This is a genomic window from Chitinophaga sp., from assembly GCF_019236475.1.
In the GTDB taxonomy this organism is placed as follows: Bacteria; Bacteroidota; Bacteroidia; order Chitinophagales; family Chitinophagaceae; genus Chitinophaga.
Genome location: NZ_JAFAIX010000009.1, coordinates 481423 through 497932 on the forward strand (window position 1 = coordinate 481423; position 16510 = coordinate 497932).

Below are 16510 nucleotides of genomic sequence, written 5' to 3' on the forward strand. Positions count from 1 at the left end.
ATTAAATCTTATGATATTCAGAAAACAACTGTTGCCATTGGCAATACGGCATTGCTATGCCCTGCTATTCATGTGCCTACTCACCCTGACAGCCAGGGCGCAGTCGGGCTCCCCTATGGTGAAAGGCGTGATTCATGATGAAAAAGGCCAAGTGTTGATAGGTGTAAACGTGGTAGCCACCGAAATGGGAAAAAAGACCGTCACTGGCACCATCAGCGACGACCATGGTATCTTTTCTTTTAAACAACTACCTAAAGGAAAATATACCTTTTCGTTTAGCCTCATCGGTTATGAGAAGAAAGAGTACCCCGGTTATGAAGTGAGCGCCGACAGCCACATCACGCTGGCAGTGAAAATGAAACAAGAAGATAAATTGCTGTCGCAAGTACTGGTAGTGGGATACGGTACCCGCAAGAAAGAAGATATTACCGGCGCGGTAAACCAGGCAGGAAAGGAAGTCTTCGAGAACCGCCCTATCACCAATGTGGCACAAGGACTGCAAGGCGTAATCCCTAACTTGAATATTACCTTTTCTGATGGTCGCGCTGATAGAGGTGGTACCTTCAACCTCCGTGGTACTACTTCTATTAATGGTGGCGGTCCGCTGATTCTGGTAGATGGCGTAGAAGGAGATATTAACCTGATCAATCCGGAAGATGTGGAAAGTGTATCCGTATTGAAAGATGCTGCTTCCGCCGCTATTTATGGGGCCAGAGCGGCTTTTGGGGTCATTTTGGTCACCACCAAAAAAGGGACGAAAGGAAAAGTGAATTTCCATTATTCCAACTCTTTCGGATATAGTTCACCGTTAGGACTCCCACATGTTATAAATGATCCCCTCGCGGCTGCTACTTTGCAAAATGAAGCCTATAAAGGATATGCCGGGATAGATAACTCGGACATGCTGCTGGTGATCGATTACCTGAAGAAACGCCAGGCAGATCCAAGTCTGCCAGCCCTCGGGATTAACGCGTCCAATAACACCTGGATTCGTGGTGGCAATACCGACTGGTACAAGGAATTTTATAACGATAGACAACCCTTCGCCAAAAACTTCCTGAGTATTTCCGGTGGTTCGGATAAAGTGAGCTACTATCTTTCCGGCGGTATCCAAACGCAGGATGGTACTTTCCGCGTAGCCACGGATAAGTATAAACGCTATAACTTCCGCTCCCGCATTGATTTGCAGGCATTCGACTGGCTGAAGGTTTTTGCTGGTAGCGAATACGATCAAGGAAAGTATGATGCGCCCAATAAATTTGTAAACGGTGAATTCAATGCGTACCGGTATCTCTCTTTATTCGCCAACCCTTATGAAGTAATCAAAACCCCTAATGGTAACTGGACACAAGCGGGTATGCTCACCTTCGGCAGTTTACAGGATGGCGGTCGCGAAATCGAAAACCGACAACTATTCCGCAATACCATTGGGTTTAAAGCCAGTTTCTTCGATAATACCTTCCGCATTAATGGCGATGCTACGATGGTGTGGAACCAAGATCGAGACGACCGTAAGGCCCGCCAGTTGAAGTATGAAGACAAACCCGGTCATATCGCGAACTATTCCAATAAAGATTTCTACCAGACCACCTTCAATGAAAATATCTACAGCGTTATCAACCTATATGCAGAATATGAAAAGCGGTTTGGTAAACACAATGTCGATGTACTCGCCGGTTTTAACCAGGAACAAAACAAGTATCGTAGCTTTTATGGTTATGTAGAGAACAACCTCTCGGATAACTACGGATCCCTGAATCTCGCATCAGGACTGGTGAAGACAGGTGATGATAACAAAGATTGGGCACTCCAAGGTATGTTTTATCGTATGGCCTATAATTTCGACCGGAAATATTTTGTGGAAGCCAATGGCCGTTATGATGGTACTTCCCGCTTCCCTTCCAGCAAACGATTTGGGTTCTTCCCATCTGTATCTGCAGGTTGGTTGATGAGCCAGGAAAACTTTTTCAGTGCCTTAAAACCTGTTATCAATTCCTTCAAACTCCGCGCCTCTTATGGCTCGCTGGGTAATCAGCAGGTTGGCAATTATGCCTATTTCAGCACCATGACGGTATCGCCCATCACTGCTATTATAGATGGCGCCAAGCCATTGGGTACTTATGCGCCTGGTCTGGTAGCGCGTAGCCTGACTTGGGAAACAGCTCGTACACTGGATTTCGGGGCCGATATGGGATTGCTGGATAACCGTTTGGAAATAGGAGCTGATTGGTATAACCGTCAAACGATTAACATGCTTACCAAAAGTAAATCCCTGCCTGCTGTGCTGGGTACCAGCGAACCGCGTACCAATGCGGCCGATCTGAGCACCAAAGGCTGGGAACTCTCCCTTAAATGGAAAGATGAGCGCCAGTTGGGTGGAAAACCGTTCAGATATAATATCGCTGTTGTACTCAGCGATTACCAAACCACGATCACTCGCTATGATAATCCCAACAAATACTTGGGCGATTATTATGAAGGCCAGAAATTGGGTGGCATTTGGGGGTATATCACTGAAGGTTTCTTCCAAACGGATGATGAATACCTGAAGCATGCAGATCAACAAAAAGTATCTGCCATCCCTTATAAAGTGAATGGTCACCCTATGGCCGGAGATATCAAGTTCAAAGATGTAAATCAGGACGGTGAAATTTATAGCGGTAAATATACCCTCGCAGATCATGGAGATCTGGTGATGATTGGTAATTCTACTCCACGCTATTCCTACGGTGTCAACTTAGGCGCTAACTGGCGTAATATTGATGTAAATGTATTCTTCCAGGGTATAGGTAAAAAAGACTTCTGGCCAGGTGCGGAATCTGGCGTATTCTGGGGATTCTATAACCGCTGGAACCAACCTGTATACGATCATATCCAGGGCAACTACTGGACGCCAGAACATCCAGATGCCTATTTCCCACGGCCACGGGCATACGAAGCATTCAATAGCAACAACTCGCTGACGTTCCCGCAAACGCGCTACTTGCAGCATGCTTCTTATCTGCGCCTGAAAAATGTAAGCATCGGCTATACCTTGCCGGATGCCTTAACCAGTAAGATTAAACTGAACCGCGTACGCATTTACTGCTCTGGTCAGAACCTCTTTACCTGGACTAAACTATCCAAAGCTTTTGATCCGGAAACTATCGGCGATGAGCCAGATGCGGGTTCCAACGGTAATGGTTTCGTGTACCCTATGCAGCGTACGTTTACCGCTGGCCTGGACATTAATTTCTAAAACAGACAATCTCCTGAAGATATGAAGAAGCTCACCTGTTGTATATCGCTCTTTTTATCAGTGCTGGTACTGATGAGTAGTTGCAAGAAAGATTATCTCGATAAATCTCCTATTAGCCAGATAGAACCTGGCAAATTCTTTAATACAGAAAAGGACCTGGAAATCTATACCAATGGCTTTTATGTCTACCTTCCTGGCAGTAATGTTTTCCAGGATGATGGTAGCAGCGATAACGTGGAATCCTCCAATAGTAACTTGGTGGCAGGAAAACTACCTGTTCCCAATAGCGCCTCAGAGGCTGGCTGGACATGGGATCGCCTACGCAATATCAACTATTTCTTGGAGAACTATCGCCGCGCACAGGCGCCAGATACCGTGAAGGAAAAGTACGCCGGTATGGCCAGGTTTTTCCGCGCCATGTTTTATTTTGATAAACTGAAACGCTTTGGCGATGTACCCTGGTACAGTACTTCTCTGAATGAGAGCAGTCCTGAACTATATAATCCGCGTACACCACGTAAGCAGGTGTTCGACTCTGTATTTGCCGATATCGATTACGCTATCGCTCACTTGCCTACAACCCGCAATGTGAGTAGGGTTAGCAAATGGGCGGCCCTCGCACTGAAGGCACGCGTATGCCTATACGAAGGCACCTACCGCAAATATCATGATGAACTCCACCTGGATGGAACGGCACCTGATTTATTACAGGCGGCCGTTGACGCGGCTACTGCGCTATTTAGCAGTGGGTATAAACTCTATAGTACCGGCAATCCTACAAAAGATTACGGGAATATGTTTGCGGCAGATAATGCTAGCACAGATGAATATATCCTGGCAGAAATATTCGACGGAACATTAGCGAAGAGACATGCTGCCAACGGTGTATTTACCGTATCCACATTGGCGATGCCCGGCTTTACCAAATCCTTTGTGAATGGCTTCTTGATGAAAGACGGTACGCCATTCTCCGCGGTAGCTGGTTATGATAAAATGACTTTCCTCCAGGAAACCGCCAACCGTGATCCACGTATGGCGCAGATCATGCGAACACCCGGTTATACCCGCATCGGCACTACGAAAAAATTGGTCCCTGATTTCAGTGTGGCGCAAACCGGCTATCAGTGTATTAAATTTGTTACAGGTACCGATCAGGATGGTTATAATACCAATACCAATGACCTACCTGTTTTCAGATATGCGGAGGTGTTATTAATCTACGCAGAGGCAAAAGCGGAATTAGGAAAATTTTCCCAGGCAGATGCGGATAAGTCCATCAACCTGATCCGCCGCAGGGCGGGTATGCCAGACTTGAATATTGCAACCATTATTCCTGATCCGGAAGTAAGCAAACTGTATGCGCATACCAGCGATCCTATTATCTTAGAGATAAGAAGGGAGCGCCGCATAGAATTGGCTATGGAAGGATTTCGTTACCAGGACCTGATGCGTTGGAAAGAAGGCCATTTGTTGGCAGAGAAATTCCTGGGGATGTACTGCCCGGCTAAAGGGGAGATGGATATGGATGGCGATGGGTTGCCAGATGTGGCAGTAGTGGACCAGAAACCTACACCGTCGAACCCGGTGGTGCAATATTACATCCTGGGTACCGATCATGAACTGACGGCCGGTTCTCAGGGAAATATGGTGGTATATCCTCACCAGGTGAAAACTTTCAATGAGAACAAGAATTACCTTTTCCCATTGCCAGTGAATGAAATCTTGTTAAATCCGAACTTGGTACAAAACCCTTATTGGGAATAAAACAGCACGAAAATAGAACACATGAAAATATGGAATTCGCTACTGCTTTGCAGTCTGTTACTCGGAGGTATTGGAGGGCAGGCTGTCGCGCAGCAAAAATTTAAATTCGCTGAAGTGTCAGATACCCATGTGGGTGGCGACAATGCCCTGGAAGACCTGCAACGCACGGTAGCAGATATCAACCAACAACCGGATCTGGCCTTTGTAATCATCTCCGGCGACATCACCGAATTCGGTTCAGATGCAGAATTGCAACTGGCCAAATCCATACTGGATAAGCTGAATAAGCCCTGGTATATTATTCCCGGCAATCATGATACCAAATGGTCGGAGAGTGGGGGGAATACCTTCCGGAAAGTTTTCGGCGATGAAACTTTTTCGTTTAGTCATGGTGGTTACCAATTCCTAGGTACCAACTGTGGCCCCAACATGCGCATGGGACCAGGACAGGTTCCCCGCGAAAATATCGTATGGCTAAATAAGCAACTGGCCACATTGGATACCGTTACACCAGTAATTTATATCAATCACTATCCGCAGAATGCGGACCTGAACAATTGGTTCGAAGCTATTGACCCATTGAAAAAACATAACATCCAACTGATTCTCTGTGGTCACGGACATGCCAATCGCGTGTTTGATTTTGAACAGATACCAGGCGTTATGTGCAGGTCTAACCTACGTGCAAAGGACAGTATTGGGGGGTACAATATTGTTACGATCGCGGATGGCAAAGCTTCTTTTGAAGAGCGTACGCCCCTAATAGGCAAAAATCGGCCATGGGCGGCGGTGCCCTTGCTCAGTCATCGTGCAGTGGCGGGACAGCCTGCATTTCCACGTCCGTCTTACGCTATGAACGATTCATTTCCTAATGTGAAACGCAGATGGAGTTACCAGGATCATAGTGATATCGGTTCCGGAATGGCGCTAAGTAAGGATCTCGTGATTTCTACCAATACGGCTGGTGAAATTTATGCGATGCAACTACAAACCGGCAAACGAAAATGGAACTTTCCTACGGAAGGTAAAATTTATGCCACTCCCGCTGTGTACAACGATAGGGTAGTAGTAGCCTCGTCTGACCATCATATCTACTGTTTACAGGCTTCCACAGGAAAGTTCCTCTGGAAATTCGCTACAGATAAACCATTGGTGGCAAGTACGCAGATTGTCAACAATATCGCCTATGTCGGTTCTTCAGATGGACATTTCCGCGCTATTGACCTCGTATCCGGCAAGCTTAAATGGGAGTTTACGGATGTAAACGGATTTGTGGAAGACAAGCCTTTGTATTACCAAGGCAAGATTTACTTCGGTAGCTGGGGAAATGATTTCTATGCCTTGGATGCCGCTACTGGCGCCTTGCAGTGGAAATGGAACAATGGCGCTTCCAACAGGATGTTTTCACCAGCGGCCTGTTGGCCAGTGGCTGCGGATAATAAGGTCTTCATTGTAGCGCCAGATAGATACATGACGGCCTTCGATGCCGCTACCGGCAAGGTAATTTGGCGTAAATCATTGAAGGAACATAAAGTGCGGGAATCATTGGGACTATCAATAGATAGCTCCACTGTGTTTGTCAAAACCATGGAAGGGCATTTGTTGGGCATTGCCGCAAAAGCAGATACCATGCAGGTTTTATGGCAATCAAACGCGGAAATGGACTATGAGTTGGACCCCGCTGCACCAGTGGAATATAAAGGGGTAATTTATGTACCTACGCATTCCGGTGTGGTCTATGCTGTAGATGCGAAAACCCATATGGTACGTTGGAAACATAAGATTTCCAATTGCCTGGTGAATGCAGTGTTGCCAGTGGCAGACGGGAAAATTCTCGCCAGCACGATGGATGGGAAATTAGTATGTCTTGATGTAAAATAAAGTTTGATGAATGCAGCCCCTGTCAGGATTTTCCGGCAGGGGCTTTTTTATTGCTGGATGCCTTTAAAAATAAAAAATTACTGGTTTGACAGCGCGGTAAAATGTTGCTGTAAGATACTGATATCTGCATGGGTGTTTCTAGGAAGCACCAGTGTACATACATCTTTCTCCGTAGAGAAGGATAATGCTTTGTATTGAGAGAAGTGTTTGAAAGTTATTTCGGTGAGACTGCCAGTTTTCTGTATGGCAGCGGTTTCTAGGATTTCGAACCCAGCGGTTAATCCTGTTTTTAATATTTTCGAAAGGGCCTCTTTCGCTGTCCAAAGGGTCGTATATCCGTTAACGTTATTAAGTCCTGCTGCCTGTAGTAGTTTCTTTTCTGCGGGCATGATGGCTACTTCCATCGCCTCCATGTGATCCGGGCGAATATGCTCGAAATCGACCGCCATAGGATGCGCTTCCGGGAAGGCAATGGCCAAGCCCAGATTCGTACTGTGCGTGATACTTACTTGTACTTGCTGGATTTGCGGATGTGAAACGATGGGGAACTCAAATACGCCGCTGTGGATATGAATAGCGGGAAGGTCTGTAATGTTATGTAAGGTAGCCACTGCGTGTTTGGCAGTGAGTCGGCCTAGGAGATAGCTTATTTTCCTGTTGGTAGCTGGGAATCGCTGATATACCGCCAATTCTGATGGATGCAGTAATCCCAGTTGCTTTTCTAGTGCAGGAAGATCCGCTTTCATCATACTGAAAGCAGCATTGAATTGCTGATTTGGGCGATGTAAGATGAGGATTCCTGTATGGTGAAGCAAATGCAATAGCTTATTTATTAATGACCTGTACCAGCCAGTTTTTGACAATTTGTTGTAAATCCTTCTTTCGGGCGTCTACTTCATGGAGCGTGGCAAATTTTATAATTCTTCTGCCGTCAGGGAAGCAGCCTTCCAGCAGCCCGCTATCGTCGGTAATGCTGGCTCCGTTGGGAAATACCAATAGTACATATTCTTTATTGTTCAGGTTTAATACCACCAGGTCGCGTTGGTAGGTTTTAGCCTCGAATATCTCCATTTCTCCCGTAAAATAGTAACTCAGAGAGTTCCATTTTATTTGCTCACCGATTTCCGGTGCCGCCTCCATTATGACAGTTCTCAATGCGCCAACGACCTCTTTCAGCGGATGTTCTAGCTGAGCCAGGTACGCTATTGGATCGATCGTTTTTCTCTTGTCCGTCATACTTACGAATTTAAAAAATAAATGGCTGACGGGTCTAAATTTATTTATCAGAACGGCCGTAGGTAGGGTCTGCTGGTGAGTGGAGAAAATGACCAGGGAATACTAAAGAACATAATCACAAATGCAATCGTATACCAGATAGCCAGTATTTTAAACTGCTCTTTACCCGCAGGACGACGTTTGGATTTGTAGGCGCCAATCGTCAGCATTACAATGCCGGTGAGCATCATAGAACTGTGTTCCAATCCGAAGAATCGTATCTCCCGTAATTTCACTGCTTGTCCAAAATGTTGCAGGAAATATTGTACTACAGGACTGATAACATAAAGGACAATACCAATCAGGCCTTGCGTATGTGAAATGGCGGTGGTGCAGGTGCGCAGCAACCTGTTCTTAGCAGTGAAAGCCCGACTTTGCAGCCAACCACGCCAGGTAGTGAAGAGCGAAACAACGAGGGCTATTACTACCAGCCAACGTACCAGCGAATGCAATGCTAGTAAAAATGCATACATGAAACGGCTATTTAGGTCTCAAATGTAAATAAAAACTGCACCAAAGATCGCCCGTAAAATCCCTGGTGCAGTTTTTTATAGTTTAGTGGCTGGCCTGCTGTAATGCCACCCGCAGAAACCTATACTGTAAAACCGCCATCATCGCCACCCATGCAGCTACTGCGCCCGTAGCAATGTATCCGATGGTAGTCAGACCGAATAAACCTTCTGTAATGATGAGGGCACTGCCTATCACCCAGGTTACATCTCCTGCAATGATGAGGCGTACTGGCCCTGCCTGTGGTTTCCTGGCAGTCATCCCTACAAACGCGGCAAACACGATGAGGAATGCACCCACTGCTATGTAAGGCCAGTTAACAGTGGTGCCAAACAGATGAGATATAAAGCCAGGAAGTATCACCATGAGTATACCTGTTGCCCCTGAGCTGATAGCGTTTACCATTAATACTTTTTTCAGTGTTTCCATATCATTTATTTTTTGACAAAACTAGTTTGTAACCTATCTTTAAAATTGATATTTTACGACAAAATTGTTTTTGGTATGTCTTCCCATATTTTAGCTGCCCATATCAAGCCCTTTATAGATTACGCGGCCCTCACACTGGAAGAGCGCCACCAGCCAATGGTTGCAGCGCTGCAAGCTGAATTTGGCCGGCTGCATGCGGACCAGGACATGGTACCGGTTACTTACCTTTATGACGTGCTATCCCGCATTCATGCCGCCAACAACGAAGCGCAGATGGGCATTAAAGTAGCGGGATTTATGCAGTTGAATGCGTTGGGATTGATTTACCAGATATCCTTGCAAGCGGCTACCATAGAGGAGGGGATATTCTATCTCCAGCATTTTGTGGCGGCCACGCTGCCTTTTATAGAGATGAAAGTGCAGAGCAAGGGGAAACAACATCGTATAACCCTACACGTTAATAATGAGGAAGATGCTGGCAACCGCTTCTTGTTGGAAGCCTTGTTAGCCATCGTTGCCAAAGAATTACAGATGATGAGCGCAGGGCCTTTACAGTATGTGATCCATACCCCTGCATGGAATGACGATTATCCGGAGGATTTCCGATTAGATAAAATATATGCGATAACGTTTTCGGATATACGCTTACAGGCTGCCATTGGTAAGTACAGCAGGCTCCAATTGGATTACCTGGTACCGCAGTATCTAAAATTGATCGAGGGACTGAAGCAGGAAACCGGTTTTATCAATAAAGTAAAAATTGCGGCGCTGCAAATGGCTACCCCGGCATTACCAGAGCTGAAAACAGTGGCAGATGGGTTCAACATGACCCCGCGTACTTTCCAGCGTGCGTTGGCAAAAGAGCAGGTCACCTTTCGTCAATTGACAGATGATCTCAATAAAGACTTAGCGTTGATGTTACTGCGGCATAATCAATATTCCGTGGCGGATGTAGGTTATCTGCTGGGATATGCAGAGCCGGCGGCCTTTCAGCATAGTTTTAAGAAATGGTACGGTAGCACGCCGAATACTTTAAGGAAGCAATTAGCTTAAGCTTGTTCGTTTAGGCGTTGAATAAGTGCTAGCGTTGTATTCCAGTAGAAATTGAAATGGAGCAATGAAACTTCGGATACAAATCCTGATTGTTGGAAAGACAAATGCGTAATGTAGGAGGAGCCTGTTTGTATGCTGAATTGAATAAGTGAGTAATTTTCCGCTACATCTGGCACTTCTGTGAGTGAGCTCCACCAAGTGTATTCCAACAATTCTTCCTTTTTTATCTTTTTGATGATTCCTTTATTAAGAAATGGGAGTCCGTGTAAATGTCCTTCCAGCCTGATTTCGCTGCCAACTTCCCAGGAACAGGTTAATTCCGCATCTATATCGGGCATCCATAAACGAATTAATGCTGGATCTGTCAGCGAAGCCCAGACTTTAGCGGGGGAGGCGTGTATGGTGATTTGCTTACATATCATAGTCTTAACTGTCGATGGTGAGCCCTGTAATTTGAATGAAAGAGATCCGGACGCCCAGCCTTACACTAAGGCCGCCCGCATTAATTTTAATTCCGGAACTAACCTACTACATTTTCTTGCAATTCCACTTTCGCGGGTGCTTTCTTTTTCTTTTTACGTGTTCTGTTAATCCACATGAGCGTACCTGTAGTCGGGAAGATGGCTCCCATCAAGGCAATCATCAACCAGAGAATTTTTGTAGGTGTACCGTAGATAGCACCAGTATGTATCGGTTTAATCAGACTTTTAACCTTTTGATTTATTTGACGTGCTGCAAAGGTTTGGGAAGACACGATGTTCCCAGCATGCTGGTCTACATAATAAGTGGTGGTAGCCACTTCTGTGCTAGCGTTTTTCGGGAGGGCATTTACTACAAAAGTGCCTGCGCTGTCTTTCGGAGTGGCCACGCTGTAAAAGAGGGCAGTGGGATCTGTCTGTTGAACTGCCTGTACTGCTGATTCAAAGGAAATCACTTTGCTGGCATCTGCCACTACAGGCGCGCTTTTCGGCATTTCTGCAGGTTTAGTGCCACCTAATGGCGCATAAAACGCATCGCTGAACCATTGGAAAGACCAAGTAAGGCCAGTGAATGCAATGATGAACAGGAAAATACTGGTATAGAAGCCCAGTACCACGTGCAGGTCATTGTTTACGCGTTTCCAGTTGCCATCCCATTTGATTTTGAGACGTTGTTGGAGGATATTTTTTGTTTTAGGTATCCAAAGAATGATACCTGTGATGAGGATGAACAGGAAGATGAATGTACTAGTACCGATAATTACTTTTCCGGTATCGCCGGAAAGCAACCATCGGTGCAGGGAAAATATCTTGTAATAGAAAGTAGCCTGATAGCTGTACAGCTCAATCACCTGGCCGGTATAAGGGTTTACAAAGGCAGTGCGTCCTTTTTCTTTTTTCTTAGGTGCTTCTTTTCCTGGTTTATCACCTTTGGCTGCTTGAGGTTTCTCCGCTTTAGCTTCTCGCGCTTCTTTTCCTTCTTTCTTTTTACCTTCTTCAAACAGTATCTGAACGGTTCTTTCCGGATCGGCAAACACCTGTATACGGGCGATTTTGGCCTTTGGCACTACCTGCTGTACACGGGCGGCTAGCGTATCCAGTGGCAGGCGTTGACCTACTGGCGTTACGAAGTACCGGTCGTGGTTCAATGCCTGGGTAATATCATTTTCGAAAACAAGCATAGCGCCTGTCAAGCAACTGATAGTGATGATCAAACCCGCGGCCAGTCCAAGATACAGATGAATACGTCTGAAGAAAATTTTCATATAGGTGTTGGTGATAAAAAATGCTTTTTTACGAATAATCTTTAATCAAAAATACATTTACGGCGAACGCCGCCGCAAATGTATTATTTTATGTGTGTGTTAAGAATTCTTAGAATCTGTACGAAACTGTGCCCACAAACTGGGTAGGAGGAATCGGATTGATGCTATAGTTCTCATGCACATAGTAGTTATACGTGTTGGTTAGGTTGGACACTTTCGCCATGAAGCTGAGTTTCTTGATCGTATAGCCGGCAGAGATATCCAGGGTAGAGAAGCCAGGAACAGAGATCAATCTGTTGGCAGTTACTACACCTTTATCATTCGTTGTGTTGTTCCAACCTGCATAGCGCTGACCGATGTAGTAGAAGCCTGCACCGAATTTCAGCCCTTTCAGTTTAGATTGCTGGATGGTATAAAATATGCTTGCATTAGCGGTATGATTTGGGTTACCTACCAGGCGTTCGCCTTTAACTGAACCGTTATTAGCAGGTGCATTATCAATGGTCATGTTGTTATAGCTGTAACCTGCTACTACATCCATACCTGCAATAGGATGGCCCGCGATATCCAGTTCCACGCCCTGGCTGAGGGTTCCGCCGATCAATGCTTTGAGTGCGGAGTTGTTGTTTTGTTTACCAGTGGAGTCGAATGGAGCGGTTTGTGCATAGTTATTATTCTTGATACGGTAAGCGGTCAGGTTTACAGACAGCAGTCCGTCAAAGAAGTCATTTTTCACACCAGCTTCCATTTGCTCGATGATAGATGGCGCCAATGGGTTGCCATAAATATCATTTGCGGAGTTAGGTGTAAAGGAGCTGGTATAGCTAGCAAAGAGTGCTGTATTCGGTCTTGGCTTGTAAACGATACCCAGTTTTGGAGAGAATGCATTATCGTATCTACCTCTGGTGGCGGTTTTGCTACCGTTGAGGAAGTTATAAGTAACAGGAGATTCTGTTTGTAAATAAGAGAAACGAACACCTGCCAGTACTTTGAACTTCTCAGAAATGCTGATCAGATCCTGTACGTAGATACCTACTCTGTTGATCGGAGATACAGTTACCGCTTTGAGGGTATCTGATGGGATATAGGTAGCTCTTGGGAAAGCGCTTGGGTCAAATACATTGATTTTATCGTAGTATACAGTACCACCGGAAGTTTTATACTGGGTACTGATACCGTAAGAATTGTAGTTGCCGGAGTAGTATCTGTCTGCATCCGCACCTGCCAGGATGGTATGTTCAATACTACCTGTTTTTACTTTTCCAGTAAAATCTACTTGTGCAGAGTAATAGTCTTCGTTGTTGGCATTGCGGCCCAGAGGGCGTTCCCAGGTGCTATCTTTTTTAGCCTGGATTCTTTCAATGGCAAAGTAATCACGTTGATATTTAGAATATGATACCAATGCGTTCAGGTTCCAGTTATTGTTGAGCTGGTGTCTGAGGTTGGCAGAGGCAGTAGTTTGCTGTGTATGTGCATACTGCCAAGGTGCGCCATAGAAGGTATTACGTGGCACTTTGATGATAGCTGTATCAGCGATAGAACCGATACCGAAATCAGGTGTGAAATCATGTTTTAGGTAATCGCCTTGTAAGATAAGTTCTGTGCGTTTGCCTAATTTGAAAAGTAAAGAGGGGTTTACATAATATCTTTTAGAGTGTACTTGATCGCGGTAGCTGTCGGCAGTTTCGAAGGTACCATTCACGCGGAAGGCCGCATTTTTTGAGAGCGGACCATATACATCGAAAGCAGGTTTTAATAACCCAAAGCTACCTGCACGGAGGGTTACTTCGCCGCCGAAGTTAAATTTAGGTTGTTTGGTCACCATGTTCATTACTGCGCCAGGGGCTACGTTGCCGTAGAGGATAGCAGCGCTACCTTTCAGTACTTCTACGCGTTCGAGGGAGCTCATTTCCGGCATGGCGCCTGGATTTACGCGAGCACCATTTTTAAAGGTATTGGTAGAAGAGAACTGATAACCGCGGGCGTTAAAGCTTTCCTGTGTACCTGCACGCATAGAGGCCATATAGATACCATTTACATTCTTTACCACATCGCTGAGGCGTTGTGCCTGTTGCTCTTCCAATACTTTATGGCTAACTACCGTAACTGCTTGGGGTAAATCCATATTGGCAATAGGCAGTTTCCCGATGTTCACCTGACGATTGTTGATGGTATTGCCACGCTTACCGTCTACCACTACTTCGTTCAGTTGACTGGCAGAAGCTTCGAGGGAACCGTTGAGTTCAAGGGTTTTCTCTGCTACTACGTCTACTTCTTTGTATAATGTTTTGGTACCAGTATAGGAAATAATCAGGGTATAATGGCCTTGTTTAATATTTTTAAGATGATAAGTACCATCTTCATTTGTCAATGTTCCCTTTCTGGTATCTTTCAATCCAATAGTCACGTATGGAGCAGGTTGACCATCAGAGGAAGTGATGGTACCTTTAATAGCGCCTGTCTGTCCTAATGCTGTCCAACTCAGTAAAATAAAGCTCAGAAATAGGTATATCTGTTTCAAGACTGTTAATTTTTTTGCAAAGTAACGACAGCCTAAGAGGGGGATGAAGACGGATCGGGAAAAACTATAAGGGCATTTGGGACCTATTTTCCGGCCTCAACCAGGAGAATAATCACCTAATGGAATATTCGAAAAATATAAATAAATAATAATACTAATTGATTAATAATGATTTATAAAATAGTTTAAAATGTTATTTGAAACATCTTTCCTTTTTTGAGATCATTTTTTCCGTTTACGCAAAGCGGAAAAACTTTAAAATGTTCCTGCCAGTCATCGCTGCCTGCAGGAAACAGAAGGCAAGGCTCCAGCCAGTCATCCCTGCTCGCGGGAACAGAAGACAAGGCTCCTGCCAGTCGTCCCTGCCCACAGGAACAGAAGACAAGGCTCCAGCCAGTTATCCCTGCTCGCAGGAATAGCAGCCAAAATTCTCCAGCCAGTCATCCCTGCCCACAGAAACAGCAGCTAAAATTCTCCTGTCTGTCATCCCTGCCCACAGAAACAGCAGCTAAAATTCTCCTGTCTGTCGTCGCTGCCCGCAGAAACAGCAGCCAAAATTCTCCATTCTGTTGTCCCTGCCCGCAGGGCAGGGACAACGAAAAAAACAAAGAGGGAATTGACGTCGCAGACGTCAATTCCCTCTTTGAAATAACTTCTATAAAATTATCAGATACTATAAATCATAATCATAATGAATCACGCGCAGCGGCTTCCCACCAGTAGCATTATAAAACCGCATTGCTTCGGTATCACCTTCCACCGCTTGTACAAAGAATTCGGTAAAATTCCCTTTACGGCAGTAATCTTTCAGGTCCTCCAGCAGTAGTCTCCCTATACCTTGTCTTTGCGCATCAGGACTTACGCCCAGATCATACAAATACAGTTCTGCGGTTTCTTCATAAAAAGAAGGCAACACATAAGCGGTCAGGCCTCCCAAAACTTTTCCGTTTTCGTCACGAGCAGCCATGACCAGGAAATCTTTGTTGGAAAGCAATTGCTCCAGGTAGGAGTTTGCTGGCATTTCAAAATCTTCCATTTCAAATACTGCTTCGAAAATATGCAGTAAATCAATCATTGCCGGAATGTCGGCCGACGTAAGGCGTGAAATAGATACAGGCATTGTCTTTATTATTCTAGCTTATAGAGATACTTCCAGTTTTTATCGCCAGCAATATTACGACTATGATTGAATGTAATGAAATTAATAAAGGGTTAATGCTCGGAAGACTGCTTGTGGATCACCTTTAGTTGGGCTTCGTGTAATTCGTTCACGTCCAGTGGGCCTTTATGGGTATTGGCAAATTTATTCGGGGTAATGCCCTCAAACAGCTTGAATTTGGCGATGCCCAACTTTTGCAGGAAATATTTGAAACTCACCTGTAATACCCCCAGTCCATAGATACTACTACGCCTGAAATTAATGGAAGAAGCTTCGCTGAAATAGCGGGTAGGACAAGTAATTTCCGCGATTTCAAAGCCGCTGTAGAATATTTGTGCTACCAGTTCATTGTCAAATACAAAATCTTCGGAATCATTTTCAAAAGGAATGGCTTCCAAAACACTACGATGATAAGCCCTGTAGCCTGTATGATATTCAGAAAGTTTTTGGCGCATGAGTAGGTTCTGAGAAACCGTTAGCAGTCGGTTGAAGAAATATTTATACAAGGGCATACCGCCTTTAAGGGCGCCCATTCCCAGGATACGACTGCCAAATACCACTGGATATACGCCATTGGCAATCAATGTAGCCATTGGCGTTACTAGTTGTGGCGTATATTGATAATCAGGATGTAACATGATAATAATATCGGCGCCCAGTTCCAATGCTTTCTGGTAGCAGGATTTCTGGTTGCCGCCATAACCGCGGTTTTTTTCGTGACGAATAATGTAATGAATACCAATATCCCTGGCTACCGCCACGGTATTGTCTCTGCTACAGTCGTCTACCAGGATAATATCATCCACCACATTGCGGTCAATCTCTTCATAGGTGATGCGCAATGTTTTATCCGCATTATACGCAGGTAGTACTACTACCACTTTCTGACCGTTTATCATAGTTACACGTTTTATATCTAAATTTAATCTAGCCTGC

The 16510-nt window shown here is 45.0% G+C and carries 13 protein-coding genes; 4 read left to right on the forward strand and 9 right to left on the reverse strand.

Annotated features, from left to right (window positions below):
- Nucleotides 1–10: 10 nt before the first annotated feature.
- From JO154_RS13255 to JO154_RS13265, 3 genes are read left to right on the forward strand one after another with little or no spacing between them, the layout of a single operon-like run.
- Complete coding sequence (locus tag JO154_RS13255) at nt 11–3238, forward strand: TonB-dependent receptor (RefSeq protein ID WP_291946192.1); 3228 nt, start codon at nt 11–13, stop codon at nt 3236–3238.
- A 21-nt stretch (nt 3239–3259) separates the two neighbouring features.
- Nucleotides 3260–5002 carry a RagB/SusD family nutrient uptake outer membrane protein gene (locus JO154_RS13260; protein ID WP_291946194.1) on the forward strand — a complete coding sequence of 581 codons (1743 nt, stop codon included), beginning with the start codon at nt 3260–3262 and terminating at the stop codon, nt 5000–5002.
- Nucleotides 5003–5023: 21 nt separating this feature from the next.
- A complete protein-coding gene (locus JO154_RS13265) occupies nt 5024–6883 on the forward strand; it encodes a PQQ-binding-like beta-propeller repeat protein (protein ID WP_291946196.1) in 1860 nt (619 codons plus the stop codon).
- Nucleotides 6884–6960: 77 nt separating this feature from the next.
- Here JO154_RS13265 and JO154_RS13270 read toward each other — a convergent pair whose 3' ends face one another.
- The 4 genes from JO154_RS13270 to JO154_RS13285 all read right to left on the reverse strand — a co-directional run bounded on the left by JO154_RS13270 (nt 6961) and on the right by JO154_RS13285 (nt 9097).
- On the reverse strand, nt 6961–7698 hold the full coding sequence (locus JO154_RS13270; protein WP_291946198.1) for a 4'-phosphopantetheinyl transferase superfamily protein: 738 nt from the start codon (nt 7696–7698) through the stop codon (nt 6961–6963).
- A 10-nt stretch (nt 7699–7708) separates the two neighbouring features.
- Nucleotides 7709–8119 (reverse strand): DUF1801 domain-containing protein, encoded by a 411-nt coding sequence (locus tag JO154_RS13275; protein WP_291946200.1) that lies wholly within the window; start codon nt 8117–8119, stop codon nt 7709–7711.
- Between the two features lie 47 nt (nt 8120–8166).
- Nucleotides 8167–8631 carry a hypothetical protein gene (locus tag JO154_RS13280; protein WP_291946202.1) on the reverse strand — a complete coding sequence of 155 codons (465 nt, stop codon included), beginning with the start codon at nt 8629–8631 and terminating at the stop codon, nt 8167–8169.
- Nucleotides 8632–8713: 82 nt separating this feature from the next.
- A complete protein-coding gene (locus tag JO154_RS13285) occupies nt 8714–9097 on the reverse strand; it encodes a hypothetical protein (RefSeq protein WP_291946203.1) in 384 nt (127 codons plus the stop codon).
- A gap of 75 nt (nt 9098–9172) precedes the next feature.
- On the opposite strand from JO154_RS13285, the gene JO154_RS13290 reads away from it, so the two are divergent.
- The gene (locus JO154_RS13290; protein ID WP_291946204.1) at nt 9173–10150 is read left to right on the forward strand and encodes a helix-turn-helix transcriptional regulator; all 978 of its coding nucleotides are present in this window, start codon (nt 9173–9175) and stop codon (nt 10148–10150) included.
- Here JO154_RS13290 and JO154_RS13295 read toward each other — a convergent pair.
- From JO154_RS13295 to JO154_RS13315, 5 genes are all read right to left on the reverse strand, one after another.
- Nucleotides 10147–10572, reverse strand: coding sequence for an SRPBCC domain-containing protein (locus tag JO154_RS13295; protein WP_291946206.1), 426 nt, complete (start codon nt 10570–10572; stop codon nt 10147–10149). The two genes, JO154_RS13290 and JO154_RS13295, sit on opposite strands and share 4 nt — an antisense overlap.
- A 98-nt stretch (nt 10573–10670) precedes the next feature.
- The gene (locus JO154_RS13300; protein ID WP_291946208.1) at nt 10671–11894 is read right to left on the reverse strand and encodes a PepSY domain-containing protein; all 1224 of its coding nucleotides are present in this window, start codon (nt 11892–11894) and stop codon (nt 10671–10673) included.
- A 109-nt stretch (nt 11895–12003) separates the two neighbouring features.
- Nucleotides 12004–14415, reverse strand: coding sequence for a TonB-dependent receptor (locus JO154_RS13305; RefSeq protein ID WP_291946210.1), 2412 nt, complete (start codon nt 14413–14415; stop codon nt 12004–12006).
- A 673-nt stretch (nt 14416–15088) separates the two neighbouring features.
- Nucleotides 15089–15535, reverse strand: coding sequence for a GNAT family N-acetyltransferase (locus tag JO154_RS13310; protein WP_291946212.1), 447 nt, complete (start codon nt 15533–15535; stop codon nt 15089–15091).
- A 92-nt stretch (nt 15536–15627) separates the two neighbouring features.
- Nucleotides 15628–16473 (reverse strand): glycosyltransferase family 2 protein, encoded by an 846-nt coding sequence (locus tag JO154_RS13315; RefSeq protein ID WP_291946214.1) that lies wholly within the window; start codon nt 16471–16473, stop codon nt 15628–15630.
- Between the last annotated feature and the right edge of the window lie 37 nt (nt 16474–16510).

Excerpts from the sequence above, each read along its gene's own strand:
- JO154_RS13315 (WP_291946214.1), bottom strand. The coding sequence starts at position 16,473 with ATGATAAACGGTCAGAAAGTGGTAGTAGTACTACCTGCGTATAATGCG.
- JO154_RS13295 (WP_291946206.1), bottom strand. The coding sequence starts at position 10,572 with ATGATATGTAAGCAAATCACCATACACGCCTCCCCCGCTAAAGTCTGG.
- JO154_RS13280 (WP_291946202.1), bottom strand. The coding sequence starts at position 8,631 with ATGTATGCATTTTTACTAGCATTGCATTCGCTGGTACGTTGGCTGGTA.
- JO154_RS13285 (WP_291946203.1), bottom strand. The coding sequence starts at position 9,097 with ATGGAAACACTGAAAAAAGTATTAATGGTAAACGCTATCAGCTCAGGG.
- JO154_RS13290 (WP_291946204.1), top strand. The coding sequence starts at position 9,173 with ATGTCTTCCCATATTTTAGCTGCCCATATCAAGCCCTTTATAGATTAC.
- JO154_RS13310 (WP_291946212.1), bottom strand. The coding sequence starts at position 15,535 with ATGCCTGTATCTATTTCACGCCTTACGTCGGCCGACATTCCGGCAATG.
- JO154_RS13300 (WP_291946208.1), bottom strand. The coding sequence starts at position 11,894 with ATGAAAATTTTCTTCAGACGTATTCATCTGTATCTTGGACTGGCCGCG.
- JO154_RS13255 (WP_291946192.1), top strand. The coding sequence starts at position 11 with ATGATATTCAGAAAACAACTGTTGCCATTGGCAATACGGCATTGCTAT.
- JO154_RS13260 (WP_291946194.1), top strand. The coding sequence starts at position 3,260 with ATGAAGAAGCTCACCTGTTGTATATCGCTCTTTTTATCAGTGCTGGTA.
- JO154_RS13265 (WP_291946196.1), top strand. The coding sequence starts at position 5,024 with ATGAAAATATGGAATTCGCTACTGCTTTGCAGTCTGTTACTCGGAGGT.
- JO154_RS13275 (WP_291946200.1), bottom strand. The coding sequence starts at position 8,119 with ATGACGGACAAGAGAAAAACGATCGATCCAATAGCGTACCTGGCTCAG.